21 protein-coding genes are annotated in these 19,023 nt (G+C 46.9%); all 21 read right to left on the bottom strand.

What is annotated here, in order from left to right; all coding sequences use genetic code 11:
- Positions 1-133: 133 nt before the first annotated feature.
- Complete coding sequence (locus tag ST37_RS13360) at positions 134-1,525, bottom strand: undecaprenyl-phosphate glucose phosphotransferase (protein ID WP_084887180.1); 1,392 nt, start codon at positions 1,523-1,525, stop codon at positions 134-136.
- A gap of 350 nt (positions 1,526-1,875) precedes the next feature.
- Positions 1,876-2,652 carry an MlaA family lipoprotein gene (locus tag ST37_RS13355; RefSeq protein WP_084887178.1) on the bottom strand — a complete coding sequence of 259 codons (777 nt, stop codon included), beginning with the start codon at positions 2,650-2,652 and terminating at the stop codon, positions 1,876-1,878.
- Positions 2,653-2,911: 259 nt separating this feature from the next.
- Positions 2,912-4,120, bottom strand: coding sequence for a c-type cytochrome biogenesis protein CcmI (ccmI, locus tag ST37_RS13350; RefSeq protein WP_084887176.1), 1,209 nt, complete (start codon positions 4,118-4,120; stop codon positions 2,912-2,914).
- Between the two features lie 2 nt (positions 4,121-4,122).
- Complete coding sequence (locus ST37_RS13345; RefSeq protein WP_084888127.1) at positions 4,123-4,602, bottom strand: cytochrome c-type biogenesis protein; 480 nt, start codon at positions 4,600-4,602, stop codon at positions 4,123-4,125.
- A 39-nt stretch (positions 4,603-4,641) separates the two neighbouring features.
- A complete protein-coding gene (locus ST37_RS13340) occupies positions 4,642-5,196 on the bottom strand; it encodes a DsbE family thiol:disulfide interchange protein (protein WP_084887174.1) in 555 nt (184 codons plus the stop codon).
- Positions 5,197-7,185 carry a heme lyase CcmF/NrfE family subunit gene (locus ST37_RS13335; RefSeq protein ID WP_084887172.1) on the bottom strand — a complete coding sequence of 663 codons (1,989 nt, stop codon included), beginning with the start codon at positions 7,183-7,185 and terminating at the stop codon, positions 5,197-5,199.
- Positions 7,185-7,664: a cytochrome c maturation protein CcmE gene (gene ccmE, locus ST37_RS13330; protein WP_084887170.1), complete on the bottom strand. Its 480-nt coding sequence runs from the start codon at positions 7,662-7,664 to the stop codon at positions 7,185-7,187. Before ccmE ends, ST37_RS13335 begins: the two co-directional genes overlap by 1 nt.
- Positions 7,661-7,867, bottom strand: coding sequence for a heme exporter protein CcmD (gene ccmD / locus ST37_RS13325; RefSeq protein WP_084887168.1), 207 nt, complete (start codon positions 7,865-7,867; stop codon positions 7,661-7,663). The genes ccmE and ccmD overlap by 4 nt, the downstream gene beginning before the upstream one ends.
- Before the next feature lie 2 nt (positions 7,868-7,869).
- Entirely contained in the window at positions 7,870-8,631 is a 762-nt protein-coding gene (locus ST37_RS13320) for a heme ABC transporter permease (RefSeq protein ID WP_084887166.1), read from the bottom strand.
- Positions 8,632-8,652: 21 nt separating this feature from the next.
- Positions 8,653-9,321 (bottom strand): heme exporter protein CcmB, encoded by a 669-nt coding sequence (ccmB, locus tag ST37_RS13315; RefSeq protein ID WP_084887164.1) that lies wholly within the window; start codon positions 9,319-9,321, stop codon positions 8,653-8,655.
- Between the two features lie 7 nt (positions 9,322-9,328).
- Positions 9,329-9,943: a cytochrome c biogenesis heme-transporting ATPase CcmA gene (gene ccmA / locus ST37_RS13310; protein ID WP_084887163.1), complete on the bottom strand. Its 615-nt coding sequence runs from the start codon at positions 9,941-9,943 to the stop codon at positions 9,329-9,331.
- Positions 9,944-10,100: 157 nt separating this feature from the next.
- A complete protein-coding gene (locus ST37_RS13305) occupies positions 10,101-10,628 on the bottom strand; it encodes a DUF2802 domain-containing protein (RefSeq protein WP_143698202.1) in 528 nt (175 codons plus the stop codon).
- Positions 10,628-11,122, bottom strand: coding sequence for a chemotaxis protein CheW (locus tag ST37_RS13300; RefSeq protein ID WP_084887159.1), 495 nt, complete (start codon positions 11,120-11,122; stop codon positions 10,628-10,630). The genes ST37_RS13305 and ST37_RS13300 overlap by 1 nt, the downstream gene beginning before the upstream one ends.
- Positions 11,123-11,132: 10 nt before the next feature.
- Complete coding sequence (locus tag ST37_RS13295; protein ID WP_084887157.1) at positions 11,133-12,164, bottom strand: chemotaxis protein CheW; 1,032 nt, start codon at positions 12,162-12,164, stop codon at positions 11,133-11,135.
- The gene (locus ST37_RS13290; RefSeq protein WP_084887155.1) at positions 12,151-12,933 is read right to left on the bottom strand and encodes a ParA family protein; all 783 of its coding nucleotides are present in this window, start codon (positions 12,931-12,933) and stop codon (positions 12,151-12,153) included. Before ST37_RS13290 ends, ST37_RS13295 begins: the two co-directional genes overlap by 14 nt.
- A gap of 3 nt (positions 12,934-12,936) precedes the next feature.
- Positions 12,937-14,031 (bottom strand): chemotaxis response regulator protein-glutamate methylesterase, encoded by a 1,095-nt coding sequence (locus ST37_RS13285; protein WP_084887153.1) that lies wholly within the window; start codon positions 14,029-14,031, stop codon positions 12,937-12,939.
- Positions 14,032-14,059: 28 nt separating this feature from the next.
- Positions 14,060-16,222 (bottom strand): chemotaxis protein CheA, encoded by a 2,163-nt coding sequence (locus ST37_RS13280; RefSeq protein ID WP_084887151.1) that lies wholly within the window; start codon positions 16,220-16,222, stop codon positions 14,060-14,062.
- Between the two features lie 9 nt (positions 16,223-16,231).
- Positions 16,232-16,951 (bottom strand): protein phosphatase CheZ, encoded by a 720-nt coding sequence (locus ST37_RS13275; RefSeq protein ID WP_084887150.1) that lies wholly within the window; start codon positions 16,949-16,951, stop codon positions 16,232-16,234.
- Positions 16,952-16,991: 40 nt separating this feature from the next.
- On the bottom strand, positions 16,992-17,360 hold the full coding sequence (cheY, locus tag ST37_RS13270; RefSeq protein WP_084887148.1) for a chemotaxis response regulator CheY: 369 nt from the start codon (positions 17,358-17,360) through the stop codon (positions 16,992-16,994).
- 40 nt (positions 17,361-17,400) lie between these two features.
- Positions 17,401-18,135: an RNA polymerase sigma factor FliA gene (locus ST37_RS13265; protein ID WP_084888126.1), complete on the bottom strand. Its 735-nt coding sequence runs from the start codon at positions 18,133-18,135 to the stop codon at positions 17,401-17,403.
- Positions 18,128-19,015 carry a MinD/ParA family protein gene (locus ST37_RS13260; RefSeq protein WP_084887146.1) on the bottom strand — a complete coding sequence of 296 codons (888 nt, stop codon included), beginning with the start codon at positions 19,013-19,015 and terminating at the stop codon, positions 18,128-18,130. Before ST37_RS13260 ends, ST37_RS13265 begins: the two co-directional genes overlap by 8 nt.
- Positions 19,016-19,023: the final 8 nt, after the last annotated feature.

Here is a 19,023-nt window from a genome sequence, read left to right as displayed (position 1 = left end):
TTGAATAGTTCGGTACGCAAATACAATACGATAAACACTTCATCAACCCCGCTTTCTAACTATCTGCAACCATAAATATCGAAGTCAACATAGCGCTACATACAACGTAGCGCTAAACAAATATCAGGCCACCTCAGTAAGCCGTCTTACCCACAAATCCTTTAAATACCGTCATAAAGATTATCTTTAGATCCAGCCAGGTTGACCAAGAATCGATGTAGCGAAGATCGTACTCCACACGCTTTTCCATTTTTTCTAACGTGTCGGTTTCTCCGCGGTAGCCGCTCACTTGCGCGAGACCAGTAATTCCAGGTTTTACTTTGTGACGCAGCATATACCTATCCACAATCACTCTATATTGCTCATTATGCACCACGGCATGAGGCCTTGGTCCGACAATGGACATTCTACCCTGCAGTACATTGATAAATTGAGGAAGCTCATCCAAAGAGGTACGGCGAATAAACGCGCCAAATGGGGTCACTCTAGCGTCATTCTTGGTTGCCTGTTTCACTTCATTACCATTCTCCATGGTGGTCATAGAACGAAACTTCCAAACTGAAATTTGTCGACCATCCAAACCATAACGCTTCTGCTTGAAGATTACAGGCCCGGCAGACGTGAGTTTCACACCCAGTGCAACAGCGACTAACACCGGACTGATCAACACCAATATCAGGCTAGATAAGATGATGTCTTGTAAGCGTTTTAACCACACCGTGCCGCCATAAAATGGGGTATCGTGGACACTTAATGTCGGTACATTACCAATCACATTAATGCGTGATTGGATCAGATTGAATACAAAGAAGTCAGGCACGACGTAGGTATTGGCGGTTGTATCAGAAAACTCTTTTAAGTAATGAGCGATGCGCGATTGCGCGCTCATTGGCATGGCGATATAAACGTGATCGACATGGTTGCCACGGACATACTCTAAAGCCACATCGGCATTGCCTTCTAACGTCGACTGCATGCGTTGCTGATCCAGACGGTCCGGTTGGCGATCGTCATAAAAGCCCACGAGATCGATGCCTAACTGATGGTTTTCTCGCAACTCTTGCGCAAGCTGCAAGCCATTTTCTGTAACGCCAATAATCACAGCCGTTCTGCGGTTATACCCCATATCTCGTGCTTTCTCTTTGGCCAACATGATGATGAGGCGCCAAAAAACCAAGCAGATAGGGGTAAATAGAAACCAGGCCTTGAGCAGTGCATTAGAATAGGTAAGATCAAAACTAATCGCGTAATTAACCAGTAAGATAGCCGTGAACATCATGACCCAACTGCACAGCAAAGTCATAATTTGTTCGCTCATCTTGGACGTTCGCCATGAACGATATAACCCGACACTTTCACTCGTAAGTAAAAAAAGCACCACGGAATAAGTCGCTATTACAATATAGGCGTTGGTCAATTCAACATATTGGGCTTTGGCACATATATAGAGTGATAAGAGAATAAGTACGCAATCCGCTGCGCGATAAAGAAAACTAAACTCGGTGCTGTTGGTTTTAATTTCCATATTAGATGCTCCACCTAGTGGCTAATTACTGAGTGAAAAACATCATCTGTAGTGAAATTACAAATCGATACACCTTAGATAGGTTATTCACTAAAAGCTCAGCGATGTTTAACCGAACGAGGAAATATTACACATTCCTACGTTTCACTATATATTCAGCAATTACTACGCCAGATCGAGCTTTGAGTTGTACTGTCTAATTATTAACTATTGAAATCACTTAAAGTTTTCATACGCAACGAGGGACATAGCTATTTTTGAAAGTCCCGTGAAAGATCTATTTCATGCACTGTTGGGGGCGCCTATCACTGTTGTGGTGCAGCTCAATGTCTTGCGTGGTTAGCTCGTAATTACAAATCGTCTAGGTAAGCATCGAGATCATCTTCTTCTTGCTGATCAACTGGAATGTCTTGCGTGATGTCTGCGCGATAGTCTCGACGTTGGAGGTATACATCGCGAGTTAGCGCATAAGGATCGGGAGAATTTTCAAGCAACGCTTCTTGCTCAACCAAGTCGATTCGGGTCTCTACCCCCTCTAATAGCCATTTCCCAAAACTGGCCCAAAAATTCAGATAAGACAACGGAGGGTATAAATTATCGGCATAGTCGGTTACTTCTCGGGTTGTTAACGGGCCATAGGCAGGGATCATTAAAAACCATCCATTACCCACACCATAATGTCCGACCGCATCACTAAAAACCCTCTCCTCCTCTTTGACTAAACCGCCTCTGCTCGCGACGTCCATTAAGCCAGCTACACCAAAAGTGGTGTTCACCCAAAAGCGATTTAAATGAAGAAGAGCAAGATCGCCATTTCCCATGATTAAGTTATTAACCACGCTGGCAGGCTCATCGAGATTGGCGAGAAAATTGGACACCCCCGAACGCGCAAAATTGGGCATAACATACCCATACGTCAGCGAAACAGGGCGAACCAGGTAAGGGTCGAGAAAATCATAGTTAATCGCCCACATAGCACGATTAAACGGCTCCAATGGGTCATTAGGATGAGGTTCGCCTTCTACACTGCTTGTGGACGCACACCCTGAAATAAGCAGCAACAGTAACACGCACACTAAACGAAACTTAGTGTGGGTAGTGTGCGTAGATTTGCTCAGTGTCGCCATAACCGTCAATCCTTAACGAGGTGCTGTGAGGCTGTTTTAATACCAACCAAAGCAATTACCTGATCATTGTTGCTCGCAAAAATCACTGTTAACAGCGTTAAATATTTTGCTGTTAGAACAGATACCTACGGGAATCTTTGCCTTGTTCTTAGCGATTTTCCCGGCGTAATTTCCTAACCAGTTAATGACTTCGATTGTTATAAGCATACTAAAAAAGGCTGACGAGTGTCAGCCTTTTGTCTTCGTCAAAGTCTCAACATTAATACTGGTTAGAGATGACTAAGTTAACAGGATTGCCTTTCTGAGTGACGGCACTTTCACCGTACCAATCGCCCTCTCGTGTTCCCACATTACCATCACTGTCAATGCGTGCTCGAACAATATAGGCATCAAGATCGGAAAGGTTCTGACCTTGCATCATACTATTGCCATCATCCAACACCAGCGTTCGAGGGAACGCGCCAACATTATACCTTGCCGCAGCAACAGGCATTGCCGAGCCATCAGCTCTGTGTACAGAAACAACTAGCACACCGTTAGGGTTAACAGGCACATCATCAGCGACACGGATTTCCACTGCCACCATATCGGCCATGGACTCACCCATGTTCGCGCGAGCTTTACGAATACTGCTTTCCAGCATTGGGTAGCGGCTGTCTTCTGGGCCAATCATCTGTTGCATCATTGTCCAGTACTTCACTGCACCAGCGAAATCTTGCTTTTCAAACGCATTGAAAGCCAGCAAAGAGATCACTCGTAGATCGACATATTCTTGTTGAGCAAGGCCAATCAATAGCCCTTCTGCAATTTCAGTATCGGTCGCATCACCAGATAACATCAACGCTTGCGCATAGCCCAGTTGGATATCTTCGTCATCTGGGCTTAAACGGTAAGCGCGTTTCATCGCACCAATGGCGGTATCAATATCACGATCCGCTAGGCCTATACGCCCTAACAGCAACCAACCTTGTTGATCTTGTGGCGTATGATGTAAGCGGGTACGTAACGCTAAGATCAAATCGCGCATTTCACTGTCAGTTAAAGGTTCAGCATCTTGAGACATCAACCTTTGACTAAGTTGAGGCAGTTGATTTGCTACCTCTTGCCATTGGCTGACCTTGTCCAATGCGCCATAGCGCTGATAACAAAACAGTGTCACGAAGATCAGCAGTGCTAGAGAAACAACAATCACGACAGGTGACACTTTCTGAGTCGACCCATGCTGTTCACTGTTGGGAACGTCGTCGAGGAGTGCCAATTTCAAATCGGTTTCGAGTTCCGCTTTATCTTGAACAATGCCTTCAACCGACTCAACTTCGAGCTCTGCTAGGCGGTCTTTATAAATTGCTTTATTAAGTTCATCACGCAATTGCTCGTCGGTGTTATCTCTGCTGCGAAGCAGGGGAATGACCACAAACAGAGCACTTACAACCAATAAGGCCCCTGCGGCTAACCAAAATTCAACCATGGTTACTTCTCTCCCTCTTCGTCGAGTAACTGTTTAAGACGTTCTTTCTCATCGAGAGAAAGATCATTATTTGACTCTACTAAAGGGCGTTTTCGGCTTCGCAGAACCATCAAACCAACGCCGCCAACGACGACAAACAATGGCCCTAGCCATAAAATTGCTGTGGCAAAGGTAAACGGCGGTTTGTACGTCACAAAGTTGCCGTAGCGCGCAACCATATAATCGACGATTTCCCCCTTTGATTTTCCTTCAGAGGTCATTTCGTAGACTTTCTGACGTAAATCTTGAGCAAGCGGTGCATTCGAATCAGCGATAGTATTGTTTTGGCACTTAGGACAACGTAACGTGTTGCCAAGCTCTTTAAACTGTTCTTCTTGTTCAGGTGTCTCGAATTCATATACTTCGATGGCCGCCGTAGCGATCGTCGAGGCGGTGAGTGTCGACAAGGCAGCCAACAGAATAAATAGGCTCTTAACAAACATCCCATGACTCAACAGAGACTTGCTGGTTAAACTTTTCATCTACTGTTTCGCCTCCGCAAGTAATTGGTTGTAGAGAGGCTCTAAGGTAGTGGCCCAGTTATTTGGATTCACATCGCCAACATGACGGTATTGCACAACACCCTTAGCATCAATAATAAAGGTTTCCGGCGCGCCGTAGACCCCAAGATCAAGCCCTAGCATGCCATCTCCATCAAATAGACTGATGAGATAAGGGTTACCGAGGTCATTAAGCCAACCAACCGCTTTATTGCGTTCATCTTTATAGTTAAGCCCAATAATCTTAACCCCTTGAGACGCTAATTGATTAAGGTATTGGTGCTCTGCGTAGCACGTTGGGCACCACGTTGCCCATACATTAAGCAGCAACGGTTCACCCACAAAGATGTCTCTGTCGTAGCGCTTGGTTGGATCGACAAGATCCTCTAGGCGAAACTCTGGTACCGGATGGCCAATTAACACCGACTCGAGCTTGGTAGGATCATCGCCCTGAGCATTACGGTTAAGCGCAATCAGCGCCACAACCGCAAACACCATAAACAGCCCGAGCGGAATAAACAGTAACTTACGATTCATTTACGCCTCCTGCTTAGTCGCGTCCTGAGTTTTTTTTGACTCAGCAACGGTGTTCTTTTTCAGTCGGTAACGCTTATCGCTAATGGCGAGCCCGCCACCTATAGCCATAAACAATGATCCAGCCCAAATCCAACGTACAAACGGTTTGTAATAAATACGTACCGCCCACGAACGACCGTCACCGAGCTGCTCGCCCATTGCGATATACAGATCGCGCGTAATGCCACGATCGATGGCCGCTTCGGTCATCATAGAGCGCGCAGTTAGATAAAATCGTTTTTCGGCATGCAGTTCGTTGATGAACTTACCGTCTTTGGTAATTTCAAAGTCAGCAATGTAACCGTCGTAGTTAGGTCCGTCATTATCACGCACCCCTTTGAAGTAGAAGTTGTACTCTTCGAGCACAAAGTTTTCACCGGGTGCTAAACGAACGTCCTTCTCGATACTGTAATTTTGAACCATCGCGACGCCGATGACCGTAATAGCTAAGCCAATATGCGCAGTCATCATTGCCCAGTGGCTTCGAGGGAGTTTCCTCACCCCAACCGCAAACGCGTGACGGTGTGTGGCACGCTGATGAAGCTCATAGCCATGCATCAATATGATCCACCAAGCCATCACCCATCCGACAAACGCCATCACTTTGAAGCTGTCTGCAAGTAGCAAGGTAGCCGCTGCGGCCAAGATCAACGAGGCTGTTGCAGCAATCGCCATTGGTTTATACAGCGCAGTGAGCGAATCTCGTTTCCAACGCAGCAGAGGACCCACGCCGAGCAAAGCCGAAAATGGAATCATTAACCATGCAAACAAGGTGTTGAAGAACGGTGCTCCAATCGACACTGACCCTAAGCCAATTTGTTTATGAACCAACGGCAGCAAGGTGCCGACTAGCACCACCACCAATGCGGCGATGAGTAAAATGTTATTCGCGAGTAAGCCGTTTTCTCGAGACACGAGATCGAAGTTACCCCTAACCCTTACCGATGCGCCCTTCAACGCAAACAGCAATAAGCTGCCGCCTATCACCACAATGAGAAATCCGAGAATGAACAAGCCACGCTCTGGATCTGAAGCGAAGGCATGAACCGACACTAATATTCCCGAACGAACCAAGAATGTCCCTAATAAACTTAACGAGAATGCTGAGATGGCAAGCAATACTGTCCACGCTTTAAAGGTTCCGCGCTTTTCAGTCACCGCTAATGAGTGCATTAGAGCAGTACCAGCAAGCCATGGCATGAATGACGCGTTCTCTACCGGATCCCAGAACCACCAGCCGCCCCAGCCAAGTTCGTAATACGCCCACCAGGAACCCAGCGCAATACCCAGCGTCAAAAAGACCCAAGCTGCCGTCGTCCACGGGCGTGACCAACGCGCCCATGCTGTGTCCAATCGCCCCGTCATGAGTGACGCAATCGCAAAGGCAAACGCAACGGAGAAGCCCACATAGCCCATGTAAAGCATCGGCGGGTGAATAATAAGTCCGGGATCTTGCAACAGTGGGTTTAGGTCACGACCATCCACTGGGAAAAACGGCAGTGTTCGATCAAACGGGTTTGATGTCACGATGATAAACAGTAAGAAACCAACGGTGACGATCCCCATAACGCCTAGCACTCTAGCGACCGATTCGTTCGGCATTCCGCGGCTAAATGACGCTACCGCAACTGTCCAACCGGCTTGGATGAGCACCCATAGTAGCAGTGAGCCTTCGTGCGCGCCCCACACAGCGGTTATGCGGTAGTACCACGGCAGTTTAGAGTTAGAGTTAGTCGCGACATATTGAACGGTGAAGTCGTTCACATAGAACGACCAACACAAAATTACGAATGACAACAGCAGCAGCAAAAACATACCCCACGCGAGTGGTCTCGCCGTGTGCATGAGCTGTACATTGTTCTTATGTGCACCCCACATAGGAAGCACACTGAGAAGCAGCGCTAACCCTAGTGAGATTATCAGTGCAAAATGACCTAGTTCAGCGACCATTATTTAGATTCCAACTGTTCGTCTGTGTATGTCAAAGGTTCATGGATCACATTCATTGCTTCAGCCACTTCTGGTGGCATGTACTCTTCGTCGTGCTTTGCCAGTACTTCGAAGGCTTCAATCGACGTTGGGCTCGTCAAAACACCTTGTGCAACGATACCTTGCCCTTCACGAAATAGGTCTGGCAAGATGCCTTCATAAACGATTTTGACTTTGGGGCCCACATCGGCCAAATCAAAACTGACTTGTAACGAATTAGGATCGCGGGCAACAGAGCCCTCTACCACCATGCCGCCGATGCGAAGACGCTGACCTACTTCTGGTTTGGTACCATTTGGTTTACCGTTTACCAGCTCAGTTGGGGTATAAAATAGGTCCATGTTTTGGTTGAGTGCGTAAATCATGAGGCCCACAGTTAAACCCACTCCAAGTACGATGGTAAAGATTAACCCCATGCGCTTTTTACGTCTTGGATTCATAGCGTGTTCTCCCTATTTTTCGCCGCGTCTATGCGTGCTTGGCGGTGTTTTTTCTTATTCACTTCGTTCAAAATTTTCTTGGTATCATTCCGACTCGCGAACAAAAGCGCAAACATCGATAAAAATGTCACAGCAAATCCGCTCCACACGTACTTTGCGTAACCCCCCATCGCGAAAATATCACCCAATGATTCAAATTGCATCACTATGCTCCTTTTTGCGCTGTGGTGGTTTCAGATTCTGCCAAGGCTTGTACCCATGGTCGATGCGATTCTTTTTGAAGGATTTGATTTTTAAATCGGATCAGCATCACTGATCCAAAAAAGAAACCAAAGCCCAAAATATTAAGCAGTAACGGCCACAGCATATTGGGCGCAATGGACGGTTTTTCAAATTTGGTGATAGTCGCCCCCTGATGAAGCGTATTCCACCATTCGACAGAGAAGTGGATGATTGGCAAGTTAATCACCCCAACGATGGCCAAGATACCGGCTGCTTTAGCGGCCGTTTTCTGATCATCGAAGGCGTGGTAAAGGGCAATAACCCCCAAGTACAAGAACAGTAGGATGAGTTCTGAGGTTAGACGAGCATCCCAAACCCACCATGTGCCCCACATAGGTTTGCCCCAAATCGCTCCAGTCATAAGAGCGATAAAGGTATACACTGCGCCGATTGGCGCCATCGCCAATGCTGCCATGTTAGAGAGTTTCAGTTGCCATACCAGACCAATAAATGCTGCGATAGCCATCGACATATAGACGCCCATCGACCATATCGCGGAAGGTACGTGCACATAAATCATGCGAAAACTCTCGCCTTGCTGATAATCCGACGGTGCAAAAAAGAGGCCCCACACCGTTCCTGTCCCTAGAGTAAGCAGTGTCAACACCGCAAACCAAGGCAGTAATCGGTTGCAAAGCTGATAAGCCGTTTCTGATTTGGCGTAGGGATGTAACCATTTCCACATGTCAAAAATTCCTATGAATCACTAATTTACGCTGACTCGGAGCGAAGCCGAAATAGCGAATGGAGTTAAAGTCATTGCGCCTACTAAAAAAGCGCCAAGCACTGCCGCTTGACCGTTATACGCCATTCCTAACGTGGCGGCATCAATCGCAGACGTTGCAAAAATTAAAATTGGGACATAAAGAGGCAGTACCAAAAGGCTCAGAAGAACACCTCCTTTTTGCAGCCCCACTGTCAGTGCTACACCGATTGCGCCAATAAAACTAAGCGTCGGCGTCCCTAAAAGCAGTGTCACAACCACCGCCAACCATGTATCGAATGACAATGATAATAACACCGCGAGCAGTGGACTGATAATAATCAACGGCAAACCGGTTAGCAGCCAGTGTGCGAGTACTTTCGACATCGCCACGAGCGGAAGAGGAATGGGCATCAACATCATTTGTTCAAGCGCACCGTCGTTATAGTCGTCACGAAACAGTCTCTCTAAAGACAATAACGCGGACAATAACGCAGCAACCCACACAATACCCGGTGCAATGCGAGCGAGCAGGTTCGGCTCAGGACCAATACTCAGTGGAAACAGAGTGATCACAATGATAAAAAACCACAATGGGTTTAACACATCTGCTTGACGCCGATATGCGATCAGTAGCTCCCGTCGAATAATGGCGAGCATGGTACTTAGCATCCGTTCTTTACCCCAGAGTAATCTTTCGCAATTTTGGATTGTCGATGAACATGTCTTGGTGAGTGGTTAATAGCACTATCCCACCTTGGTTAGCGTGCGAGAGAAACAAGGACTCCAACACTTTGACACCTTGTTTATCAATTGCAGTCAGCGGTTCATCCAATATCCACAATGTTTGATTGGTTAGCCACAACCGAGCTAACGCAACACGACGCTGCTGCCCCGCCGACAATTGCGAAACCGGAATATCTTCACGCCCCGCAAGTCCAACTTGCGCTAGCGCGTCAAAAAGAGTTTTCCTATCATGACTAAGACCGAACACCGACTGATAAAATTGCAAATTTTCGAGTCCGCTGAGATCTTTTTTCACCCCAGTTTGGTGCCCAAGAAACAGTAAGTTTTGATGAAACGTATCCCGGTCGCGCTCTACATCGGTTCCTTCCCACAGGATGTCACCTTCTTCTTTATCGCCGAGACCGGCGATAATTCGCAATAAAGTCGTTTTACCTGTCCCATTGCGGCCTTCAATCTGGATAAGATCCCCTGATTTGGCTTCAAACGACAATTGTGCAAACAACACGCGATCATCACGAATGGCGGTGACTTGTTGGACGGTAAGCATGGGTACCAGGATTGAAAAATTTTCGTCAGTCTACCACATAGCAGTTGTGCCGAAGAAGAGTTGAGACGCCTGCAAATGTCGAAATGTAGCGTACGTTGGCACTTCTGTTAAAAAAGTGCGATCAAGGTTGTATTCGTGGTTCGTTTATGCGGAGAAATTAACGTTTTAGAGGACGTCTTGATGGATAAGCGGACGGTTGGGTGTTCTTTGCGCGTGGGGCTTGCGCACGGTGAGTCGCAGCACGCTGCGGCGAGCGGTTTTCTTGTTTGCTAGCAATTTTATTTTGTAACGACATCATCAGCTCTGCTTCCGCTTTTGGAAGATCACATTCTTGAATGAGCTCGTTCACGTCGGCACCCAACTTAACCATCTTGGAGGCACGTGAGTAGAGTCTTCCATCGTTATCGTTATTCTCAATTTCTCGAATTCTATCATTGAGAATTTGAATGATATCTTGTTGTTCAGACACTTTTTGCCCTAAGCCTATCACCACGGAACGAACCTCTAGCAGCTGTTTGTTCACTGTCGCAAGATCTTTTTCTTGCCTTGATAATCGGTCTTGCTGTTTTTTTGTGGCAAGGTTAGCCGCACGCTTTGCTCGTATCCACAGCAGCGCTAAAAACAGCAATGTAGCTGCTAATGCAGCTACATAAGGAATCAATTGTGAATCTATACTGATTGGCATTACAAGTGAGCCATTTCTTCCCATTCATCGTCTGAAAGCAGTTTATTAAGATCCACCAAAATAAGCAACTTACCATCGCGATTGCTGACACCTTGAATGAACTTAGCACTTTCATCCGTACCCACGCTTGGTGTGGTATCGATTTGTGAAGAGCGCAAGTAAACCACTTCAGCAACACTATCGACAAGGATACCAATCACTTGGCTGTCTGATTCAATCACAATAATACGAGTATTGTCGGTGATTTCACCTTGCATCAATCCAAAGCGAGAGCGTGTATCGATGACCGTTACTACGTTACCACGCAGATTAATAATGCCCAGAACATAGTCTGGTGCGCCCGGTACGGGTGCAATTTCTGAGTAACGCAGTACTTCACGCACTTGCATTACATTGATGCCATAGGTTTCGTCTTCCAGTTGGAAGGTCACCCATTGCAATACCTCATCGTTTACCTGGTCTTTTCTCACTTCCAGTTCTGCTGTCTGAGACATTGATATCTCCTTATACGTTACCGACGACTTTCTGATTCTTTAACATTGACATAGAAACACCCGAATCGAGCATTTCGATCATTGCACTTACGTGAATAAGTGCGCACATTTTCTTTTTCACCATACCCGCTAACCAAGGTCGCTTACCCGGTTGTGAGCGCCAATTGACTGAAGTGGTAGGAAGCGATTCGGTTCCTTTCAATGCATTTGACGCCAATCCCCATTTACTTTGGTCTAGCATAATAATGTATTCATAGTTGGACTGATGCTCAGTACCACTCAACCTGTCTTCCATAGCCCAAAGTGCAGTATCAACCACATCAATTTTGAGTTCGCGGGTTGATTGCAGCCCTAGATACCAATTAGGACGGCCAATGAGATGACTCAGCGTTTCCAAACGGTGGATCCCGCCCAACTCTTCAAGTGGCACTGCGAATAGCACATCAGCCACTTCGAAATAGAGCACTTGAAACTCACCTTCTCGCTCTCCACTTTGCCACTGGGGCTCCACGTGCGAAAATGCGGGCTTTGATTCTGTATCGGCCAGCAACTGAGTATCTTGAGTGGGGTCTGTCACAACTTTAGCACTCGGCTTAATGTCAACAACCGGAATAACGGGTTGAATAATTTCAGCTTGAGGCGTCTCAGTAATCGCCGTTTCAACTTGCTTAGCTGTTGCGGTTTCGGCTCTGGCTATATTATCCGTATTGCGTTCTATGATTGACTCAATTTCGGGCTCATCGGCCACATTTTTTTGATTGAGCTGATCAAACAGTTTTTGAACGTCTTCCAATAGCGGGACTTCCACTACTGGGTAATAAGATTGTGGCTCTGGCTCTGGCTCTGGCCGGATGACCGTCGCGGTTGATGTTGATACGACAAAGTCATCGTGAGTCGGCGTATTAGGTTCAATACCTACTTCACCCATAGCAGAGCTGGCTTGAATCGCCGCCTCTGGCTCTTCAATGAGTAGAGCGTCGAAGTAGTCATTCAATACCTCATCGGCACTGGCATATTCTGGCGTTGAATTACTGCTGGTCATTTTGAGCCAACCTGTCTAAATATATAAGCAACTGCTTGTAGGCAAACACACCTCGGCTTCCCGGAGCGCAGTGAGAAATAGGCAGCCGTCTTAAGCTAGCGTCTCTAAATTTGGTATCAATTGGGATCGCCGATGGCCATACTTGCGTAGGATAGTCTTGCTTAAGCTGATTGAGCGTTTGTAGAGATGCTCGAGTTCGCTTGTCATACATGGTTGGAACAATAGTGACGTTAAAACCGCGTTTTTTGGATTTTTGCATAATCGCGAGTGTGCGAGTCATACGCTCCAGCCCTTTCATCGCCAGAAACTCTGTCTGTACAGGAATGAGTATCCGTGAGCTTGCCGCCAAAGCATTAACCATCATCACCCCCAATATAGGTGGGCAGTCGATCAGTACATAGTCATAATCGTCTCTAATTGAGCTCAACGCTTTTTTGACCACCAAACCTAACCCACTTTTAGAGCCCATAACACGGTCTAATGTCGCTAATGACATGTGGGCTGGAATTAAGTCAATGTTCTCTATTTCGCTTTTTTGAATAACGTTGCGAACAGCATCACGTGAGGTGCTTGATTGCTGAAACAGATTAAACAATGAATGAGTCACCTCATCGCTGTCAACACCAAGATAGGTGGATAATGATGCGTGGGGATCCGTATCGATCACTAGCACTCGATGCCCTTTTTTAGCCAGCAATCCTGCTAAGCTTATGGTTGTGGTCGTTTTACCCACACCACCTTTTTGGTTGGCAATGCTCCACACTATCATCGGTTACTTCATCCCCAATTCAACGAGGATGCGTTCAGAGATGCGTTCTAGCGGCAAATCTTCACTCGAAATCCCAGCTTTGGCTACCGCTTGCGGCATACCATACACTACGCAGCTGGCTTCATCTTGCGCCCAAACCGTGGAACCTGCATTCTTAAGCAGCTTGGCACCATCGCGTCCATCAGCCCCCATACCGGTTAGCACCATTGACAAAACTTTATCTTGGTACACTTTTGCCGCCGATGCGAAGGTTACATCAACACAAGGCTTATAATTCATGCGATCGCCACCATCAATGATGCGGACGCGAGCTGAACCACTGCGCCCATCGACCATCATCTGCTTACCACCCGGTGCTAAGTATGCTACGCCTGGTTTTAGGACGTCGCCATCTTGAGCTTCACACACCTTAATCTTACATAGTGTATTAAGTCGAGCCGCAAATGCTGACGTAAAGGTCGCAGGCATATGCTGAATTAATAAGATAGGATGCGGGTAATGCGCGGGTAACGCCGTTAACACTTTTTGAAGTGCTACAGGCCCACCGGTTGAGGTGCCAATCGCGGTTAATTGATACTTTTTGCCACTCGCTCTAAACCCGACTTGTCGCGCAACGGGCGCTGGTTTTACGTCTTCAGCAACGCCCGACCTCGCGGCTCGAACAGGTGCTGCCGTAGGTGCAGAGCGTCGCATAAACCGACGTTTACGAGCGATTTCAACGACGCGATTTTGCAGCAGCGCAACCGCTTCGTCTTTGTTTTTAGCAATGTCTTCAAACTTTTTAGGCAAAAAGTCCAATGCACCGGCATCTAAAGCTTCCAACGTGGCTTTAGCGCCATCGTGTGTCAACGACGAGAACATCAAGATGGGTGTTGGATTTGCTGCCATGATTTTTTTCACAGCAGTAATTCCGTCCATTACCGGCATTTCGATGTCCATGGTGATCACATCAGGTTTCATCGAAGCCGCTTTTTCCACGGCTTCTTTACCATTTACAGCGACATCAATCACTTCCAGTTGCGGGTGGCCATTAATGATTTCACTTACGCGTCGACGAAAGAAACTCGAATCATCTACGACCAGTACTTTTAACCCCATAACTTCCTTTTATCCTCCCGATTACGCTTTAGTACGCTCGTGAGCGCGTAGCGTAACGTTTCAGCAAGTTAGGTACATCCAAAATCAGTGCGATATGTCCGTCACTGGTAATAGTTGCCCCTGCCATTCCTGGTGTCCCTTGTAATAAAGCATCCAATGGTTTAATCACCACTTCTTCTTGACCGATCAGCGCGTCTACGACAAACCCAACTCGTTGACTGCCAAGCTGTACAATGACGACATGCCCAAGACCACGCTTACTTGCGTCTCGTGATTCATTTGGACATAACCAATCTTGTAAGTAGAACAGTGGGATCGATTTTTCTCGAACAATAATGGTCAACTGACCATCCACAGTATTGGTCTTACTTAAATCAAGGTGGAAAATTTCATTAACGCTACCCAATGGCAATGCAAAAGGTTGGTTCGCGACACCGACCATCAGTGTCGGTAGAATAGCTAACGTCAGTGGCACTTTGATGGTGATCTTAGTGCCTTTACCCAGCTCAGAATCAATATCAATTGAGCCGTTGAGTGTATTAATGGCCGTCTTAACAACGTCCATACCGACACCGCGTCCAGAAATATCTGAAATCTTCTCTTTGGTTGAGAAACCCGGTGCGAAAATAAGGTTAAAACACTCTTTGTTGGTTAAGCGAGATGCCGCATCCGTATCCATGAGACCTCGGTTTACCGCGATGTCACGAAGCTTATCCGCATCCATACCGCCACCGTCGTCAACAATAGACAGTTCGATGTGGTCACCTTCTTGAGACGCCGATAAAATCACTTTACCTGTTCGAGACTTACCTACTTTGGCACGCTCGTCCGGCATTTCAATACCGTGATCCACAGAGTTTCGCACTAAGTGAATCAATGGATCGGCAAGCGCTTCGACCAAGTTTTTATCCAGGTCTGTCTCTTCTCCGCGCATTTCCAGCACGATGTCTTTGTTTAGATTACGAGCCAAATCTCGAACGACACGTGGGAATCGACCGAATACCTTCTTAATTGGTTGCATGCGCGTTTTCATGACCGCGCCTTGCAGATCCGCAGTAACGACATCAAGGTTCGACACCGCTTTCGACATCTCTTCGTCAGCGCTGTTCAAACCTAAGCTAACCAGTCTGTTTCTAACCAATACCAACTCGCCCACCATATTCATTATGGTGTCTAACGTCGAGGTATCAACACGAACAGAAGACTCGGCTTGAGGCTTAGACTTTTCTTTACCTGATGCTTTCGCCTGAGCGGGTTTTGCTGCAACTTCAGGCTCCGCGGCTTTTGGCGCTGGAGCGGACTGGGCAGCTTTTGACGAAACAGGCGCTGGAGCGGGGTTCGTCGCGGCGGGTCTAGTCGCTGCATCAAGTTCTTCTAGCGTTGGCCCTTTGCCAGATCCATGAAGCTCGTCGAGGATTTTCTCAAATTCGTCGTCAGTCATGAGATCTTCGTCGCTACCAAAGCTCGATGGAGCGGCTGCAACCGGAGTTGCTTGAGTGGCATCACTTGAGGTAGGGCTTCCACCTACGCCGTGCAATTCATCGAGTAGGTTTTCAAACTCATCATCGGTAATATCTTCATTCGATACCGCCGGTGTTTTAGATTCTATAGAGGTGACATTACTTGCAGCAGAAACCGTCGGGCTGCCGCCTGTGCCATGCAATTCATCCAACAATTTTTCAAATTCGTCTTCAGAAATTTCATCTACAGAGCCTGCGTTAATACTTCCCTTAGAGACGGGAGGCTCAGCGATAACTGGCTCTGGTATTACAGTCGGTGCCTTCTTTGCGGGCTCTTCGCTTTCAGGTTTACACAAACGGTGCAACTCTTCTAAAAGTGCCGGAGCGGCTGGCGTCAAAGACTCACCATTTTGAACGGCCTCAAACATAACATTTACGGCGTCTAGAGACTGCAAAATAGTGTCCATCAGCTCTGGCGTCACAGAACGTTGACCATTGCGTAAAATATCAAATACGTTCTCTGCACCATGGCAGGCGTCGACTAATTCGACTAACGATAAAAATCCTGCTCCACCTTTAACGGTGTGGAACCCACGGAAAATAGCATTCAGAAGTTCTTTGTTATCTGGATCATTTTCAAGCTCAATCAGTTGCTCTGAAAGAAGCTCAAGGATTTCTCCTGCTTCAACAAGGAAGTCCTGAAGAATATCTTCATCTACATCATAACTCATACAATACCCCTAGAATCCGAGACTTGCTAACAAGTCATCGACATCATCTTGAGACGAAACAGCGTCATCGCGGTTTTCCGCATCTATGATAGGCCCTTCGGCCTTTACACATTTTTCTTTAGCTGTTTTAGTCGATTCTGTGGCCTCTTCCACACCAAATACGGTGAGAATATCAACCAAACGTTCTTCTACTTCGCCTACCAGGTTGATCACTTTTCGGATGATTTGGCCTGTCAGATCTTGAAAGTCTTGCGCCATCAAGATATGGGTAAGCTGGCTGCGGAGTTCCACACTGTCACCTTCGATACTTACGAGTAGCGCGTCGATGCTGTGGCAGAGGGTTTTAAATTCATTAAGTTCAATGCGCCCATGCATCAAGTCATTCCACTTTGGACGAATCTGCGTGAGCTTTTCATTGAGTTGATCGGCGATAGGCAAGGAGGCATCAACCGCATCCATTGTTTTGTTGGCTGCATCTTCTGTCTTATCCAATACATATTGCAGTCTATCGCGCGCTTCAGGAATTTCATCAATTGCGATCTCACTCATTCGCTGTTCAATATTGAATTGCTTGAGTGAGTCATGCAGGTCGCGAGTGAGTTCGCCTACCTGCTGAAGTACGGGGTTTATAGGCCCTGTCGCCATCTGCTCAAAGAGCTGATTGGCTTGCTGCTGCTCGCCACTTTCTAACAGGGCAACCAACTGTTGGGCATCTTGTAGTGAAACCATCAACGCAGTCCTTGGTAATTACTCTTCCGTGAAATGGCCTTTATAGGCGCTCGAAAATTTTGTCCAGCTTCTCTTTGAGAGTGCCTGCAGTAAATGGCTTGACGATATAACCGTTTACACCCGCCTGTGCAGCTTCAATAATCTGCTCGCGTTTTGCTTCAGCGGTGATCATAAGTACTGGTAAGTGTTTCAATGAATCATCCGCGCGGATGTTCTTCAGAAGATCGATTCCCTGCATGCCCGGCATATTCCAGTCGGTCACGACAAAGTCGAAATCGCCCTTTTTCAGCATAGGTAGAGCAGTCAGACCATCGTCTGCTTCTTGTGTATTGTTGAAACCCAGATCGCGCAGTAGGTTTTTTACAATTCGGCGCATTGTTGAAAAGTCATCAACAATTAGGATTTTCATGTTCTTATCCAAAATATCCTCCAGTGAATAAGAGAGCGATTTACTCGTTTTGCGTCCACGCGCTTAATTTGGCACGTAAACGCTGCATGGCTTGGCTGTGAATTTGGCTGACGCGAGATTCGCTGACACCCAATATTTCCCCAATTTCTTTTAAATTTAACTCTTCGTCATAGTAGAGAGAGAGCATCAGTGCTTCACGCTCTGGCAACGTTTCTATCGATTCGATCAACGCTTTACGGAATGATTCGTCAGCAACCCCCTGAAACGGTGCGTTGTCTTCTTCCTCTTCAATTGGAGATATCGCATCTTCTGATACCCCTAGATCTTCCATACCGACCAAACGAGAACAGTTAATATCGTTTAACGCACTATGGTATTGACTCATTGTCATACCTAAGTGCTCAGCGATTTCAATATCATTTGGATCGCGATTAAGCTTGCTTTCAAGCTCGCTAATAGCGGTATTGATCGTTCGGTTGTTCTTATGTACCGAGCGAGGTACCCAATCCCCACGACGAATTTCATCTAACATCGCGCCACGAATACGAATGCCAGCATAGGTTTCAAAACTTGCCCCTTTGCTGCCATCATAATTCTGCTGTGCTTCTATCAAGCCGATCATTCCCGCTTGAATTAAATCATCAACCAACACGCTAGGGGGTAGACGCCCCATTAAATGATGCGCGATCCGTTTAACAAGATCGGAATAGCGCAGCATAAACTCCTGCTGGCTATTCGCGTTAACTTTGGAATCGTAAGTAAGAGCTTTATTCAACATAAGGCTCCCCTACAATTTCTCGATTGTTCAGTAAACGCTCGACAAAAAATTCTAAGTGACCGCTTGGTGCTTTCGGAATCGGCCAGGTTAAGGCCTTATTCGCCAGTGAACTGATCGCCAGTGCCGCTGGCGAACGCGGAAAAGCATCGACCACAATTTTCTGCCGCTTCACCGACTGTCTGACTTTGTCATCCAATGGCACACAAGCCACCAGCTCTAACGTCACATTTAGAAAACGTTCTGTCACTAAAGTGAGCTTGGCAAACAACTCTCGTCCTTCACGGTAGCTTCGCACCATATTGGCCACCACTTTAAACCGTTGAACGTGGTGCTCTCGGCTTAGCAGTTTAATCAGTGCGTAGGCATCGGTAATCGATGTCGGTTCATCGCATACCACCACCACTACATCTTGCGCCGCACGGGCGAAACTAACGACCATGTCAGATATACCAGCTGCCGTATCGATTAGCAACACATCCATGTCTTCTTCGAGACTACCAAAGGCACGAATTAACCCGGCGTGTTGTTGAGGTGTTAACTCTGTCATACTTTGAGCGCCAGAGGTGGCAGGAATAACCCTGATCCCATGTGGCCCTTCTACAATGGCCTCTTGCAAAGTACATTCGCCAGCTAACACGTGCCCCAGATTGCGTCTAGCGCGGATGCCAAGCATCACGTCTACATTCGCCAACCCAAGGTCTGCATCGAGTACCAATACTTTTTTGCCTTGACGTGCCATGGAAATGGCCAGTCCAAGTGTGACGTTGGTTTTACCCACACCGCCTTTACCACCTGTAACAGCAATTACCTTAGTCAATGACGGTTTGGTCAGCCGACGTAATCCACTTGCTTGATCTTGTAACATATTCTCTATCATCGTATCGA

Origin of the sequence: Vibrio sp. qd031 (genome assembly GCF_002100145.1) — a bacterium.
Taxonomy (GTDB): Bacteria; Pseudomonadota; Gammaproteobacteria; order Enterobacterales; family Vibrionaceae; genus Vibrio.
Note: the sequence above shows the minus strand (reverse complement) of the source record. Positions and strands in the feature narration are given on the sequence as shown.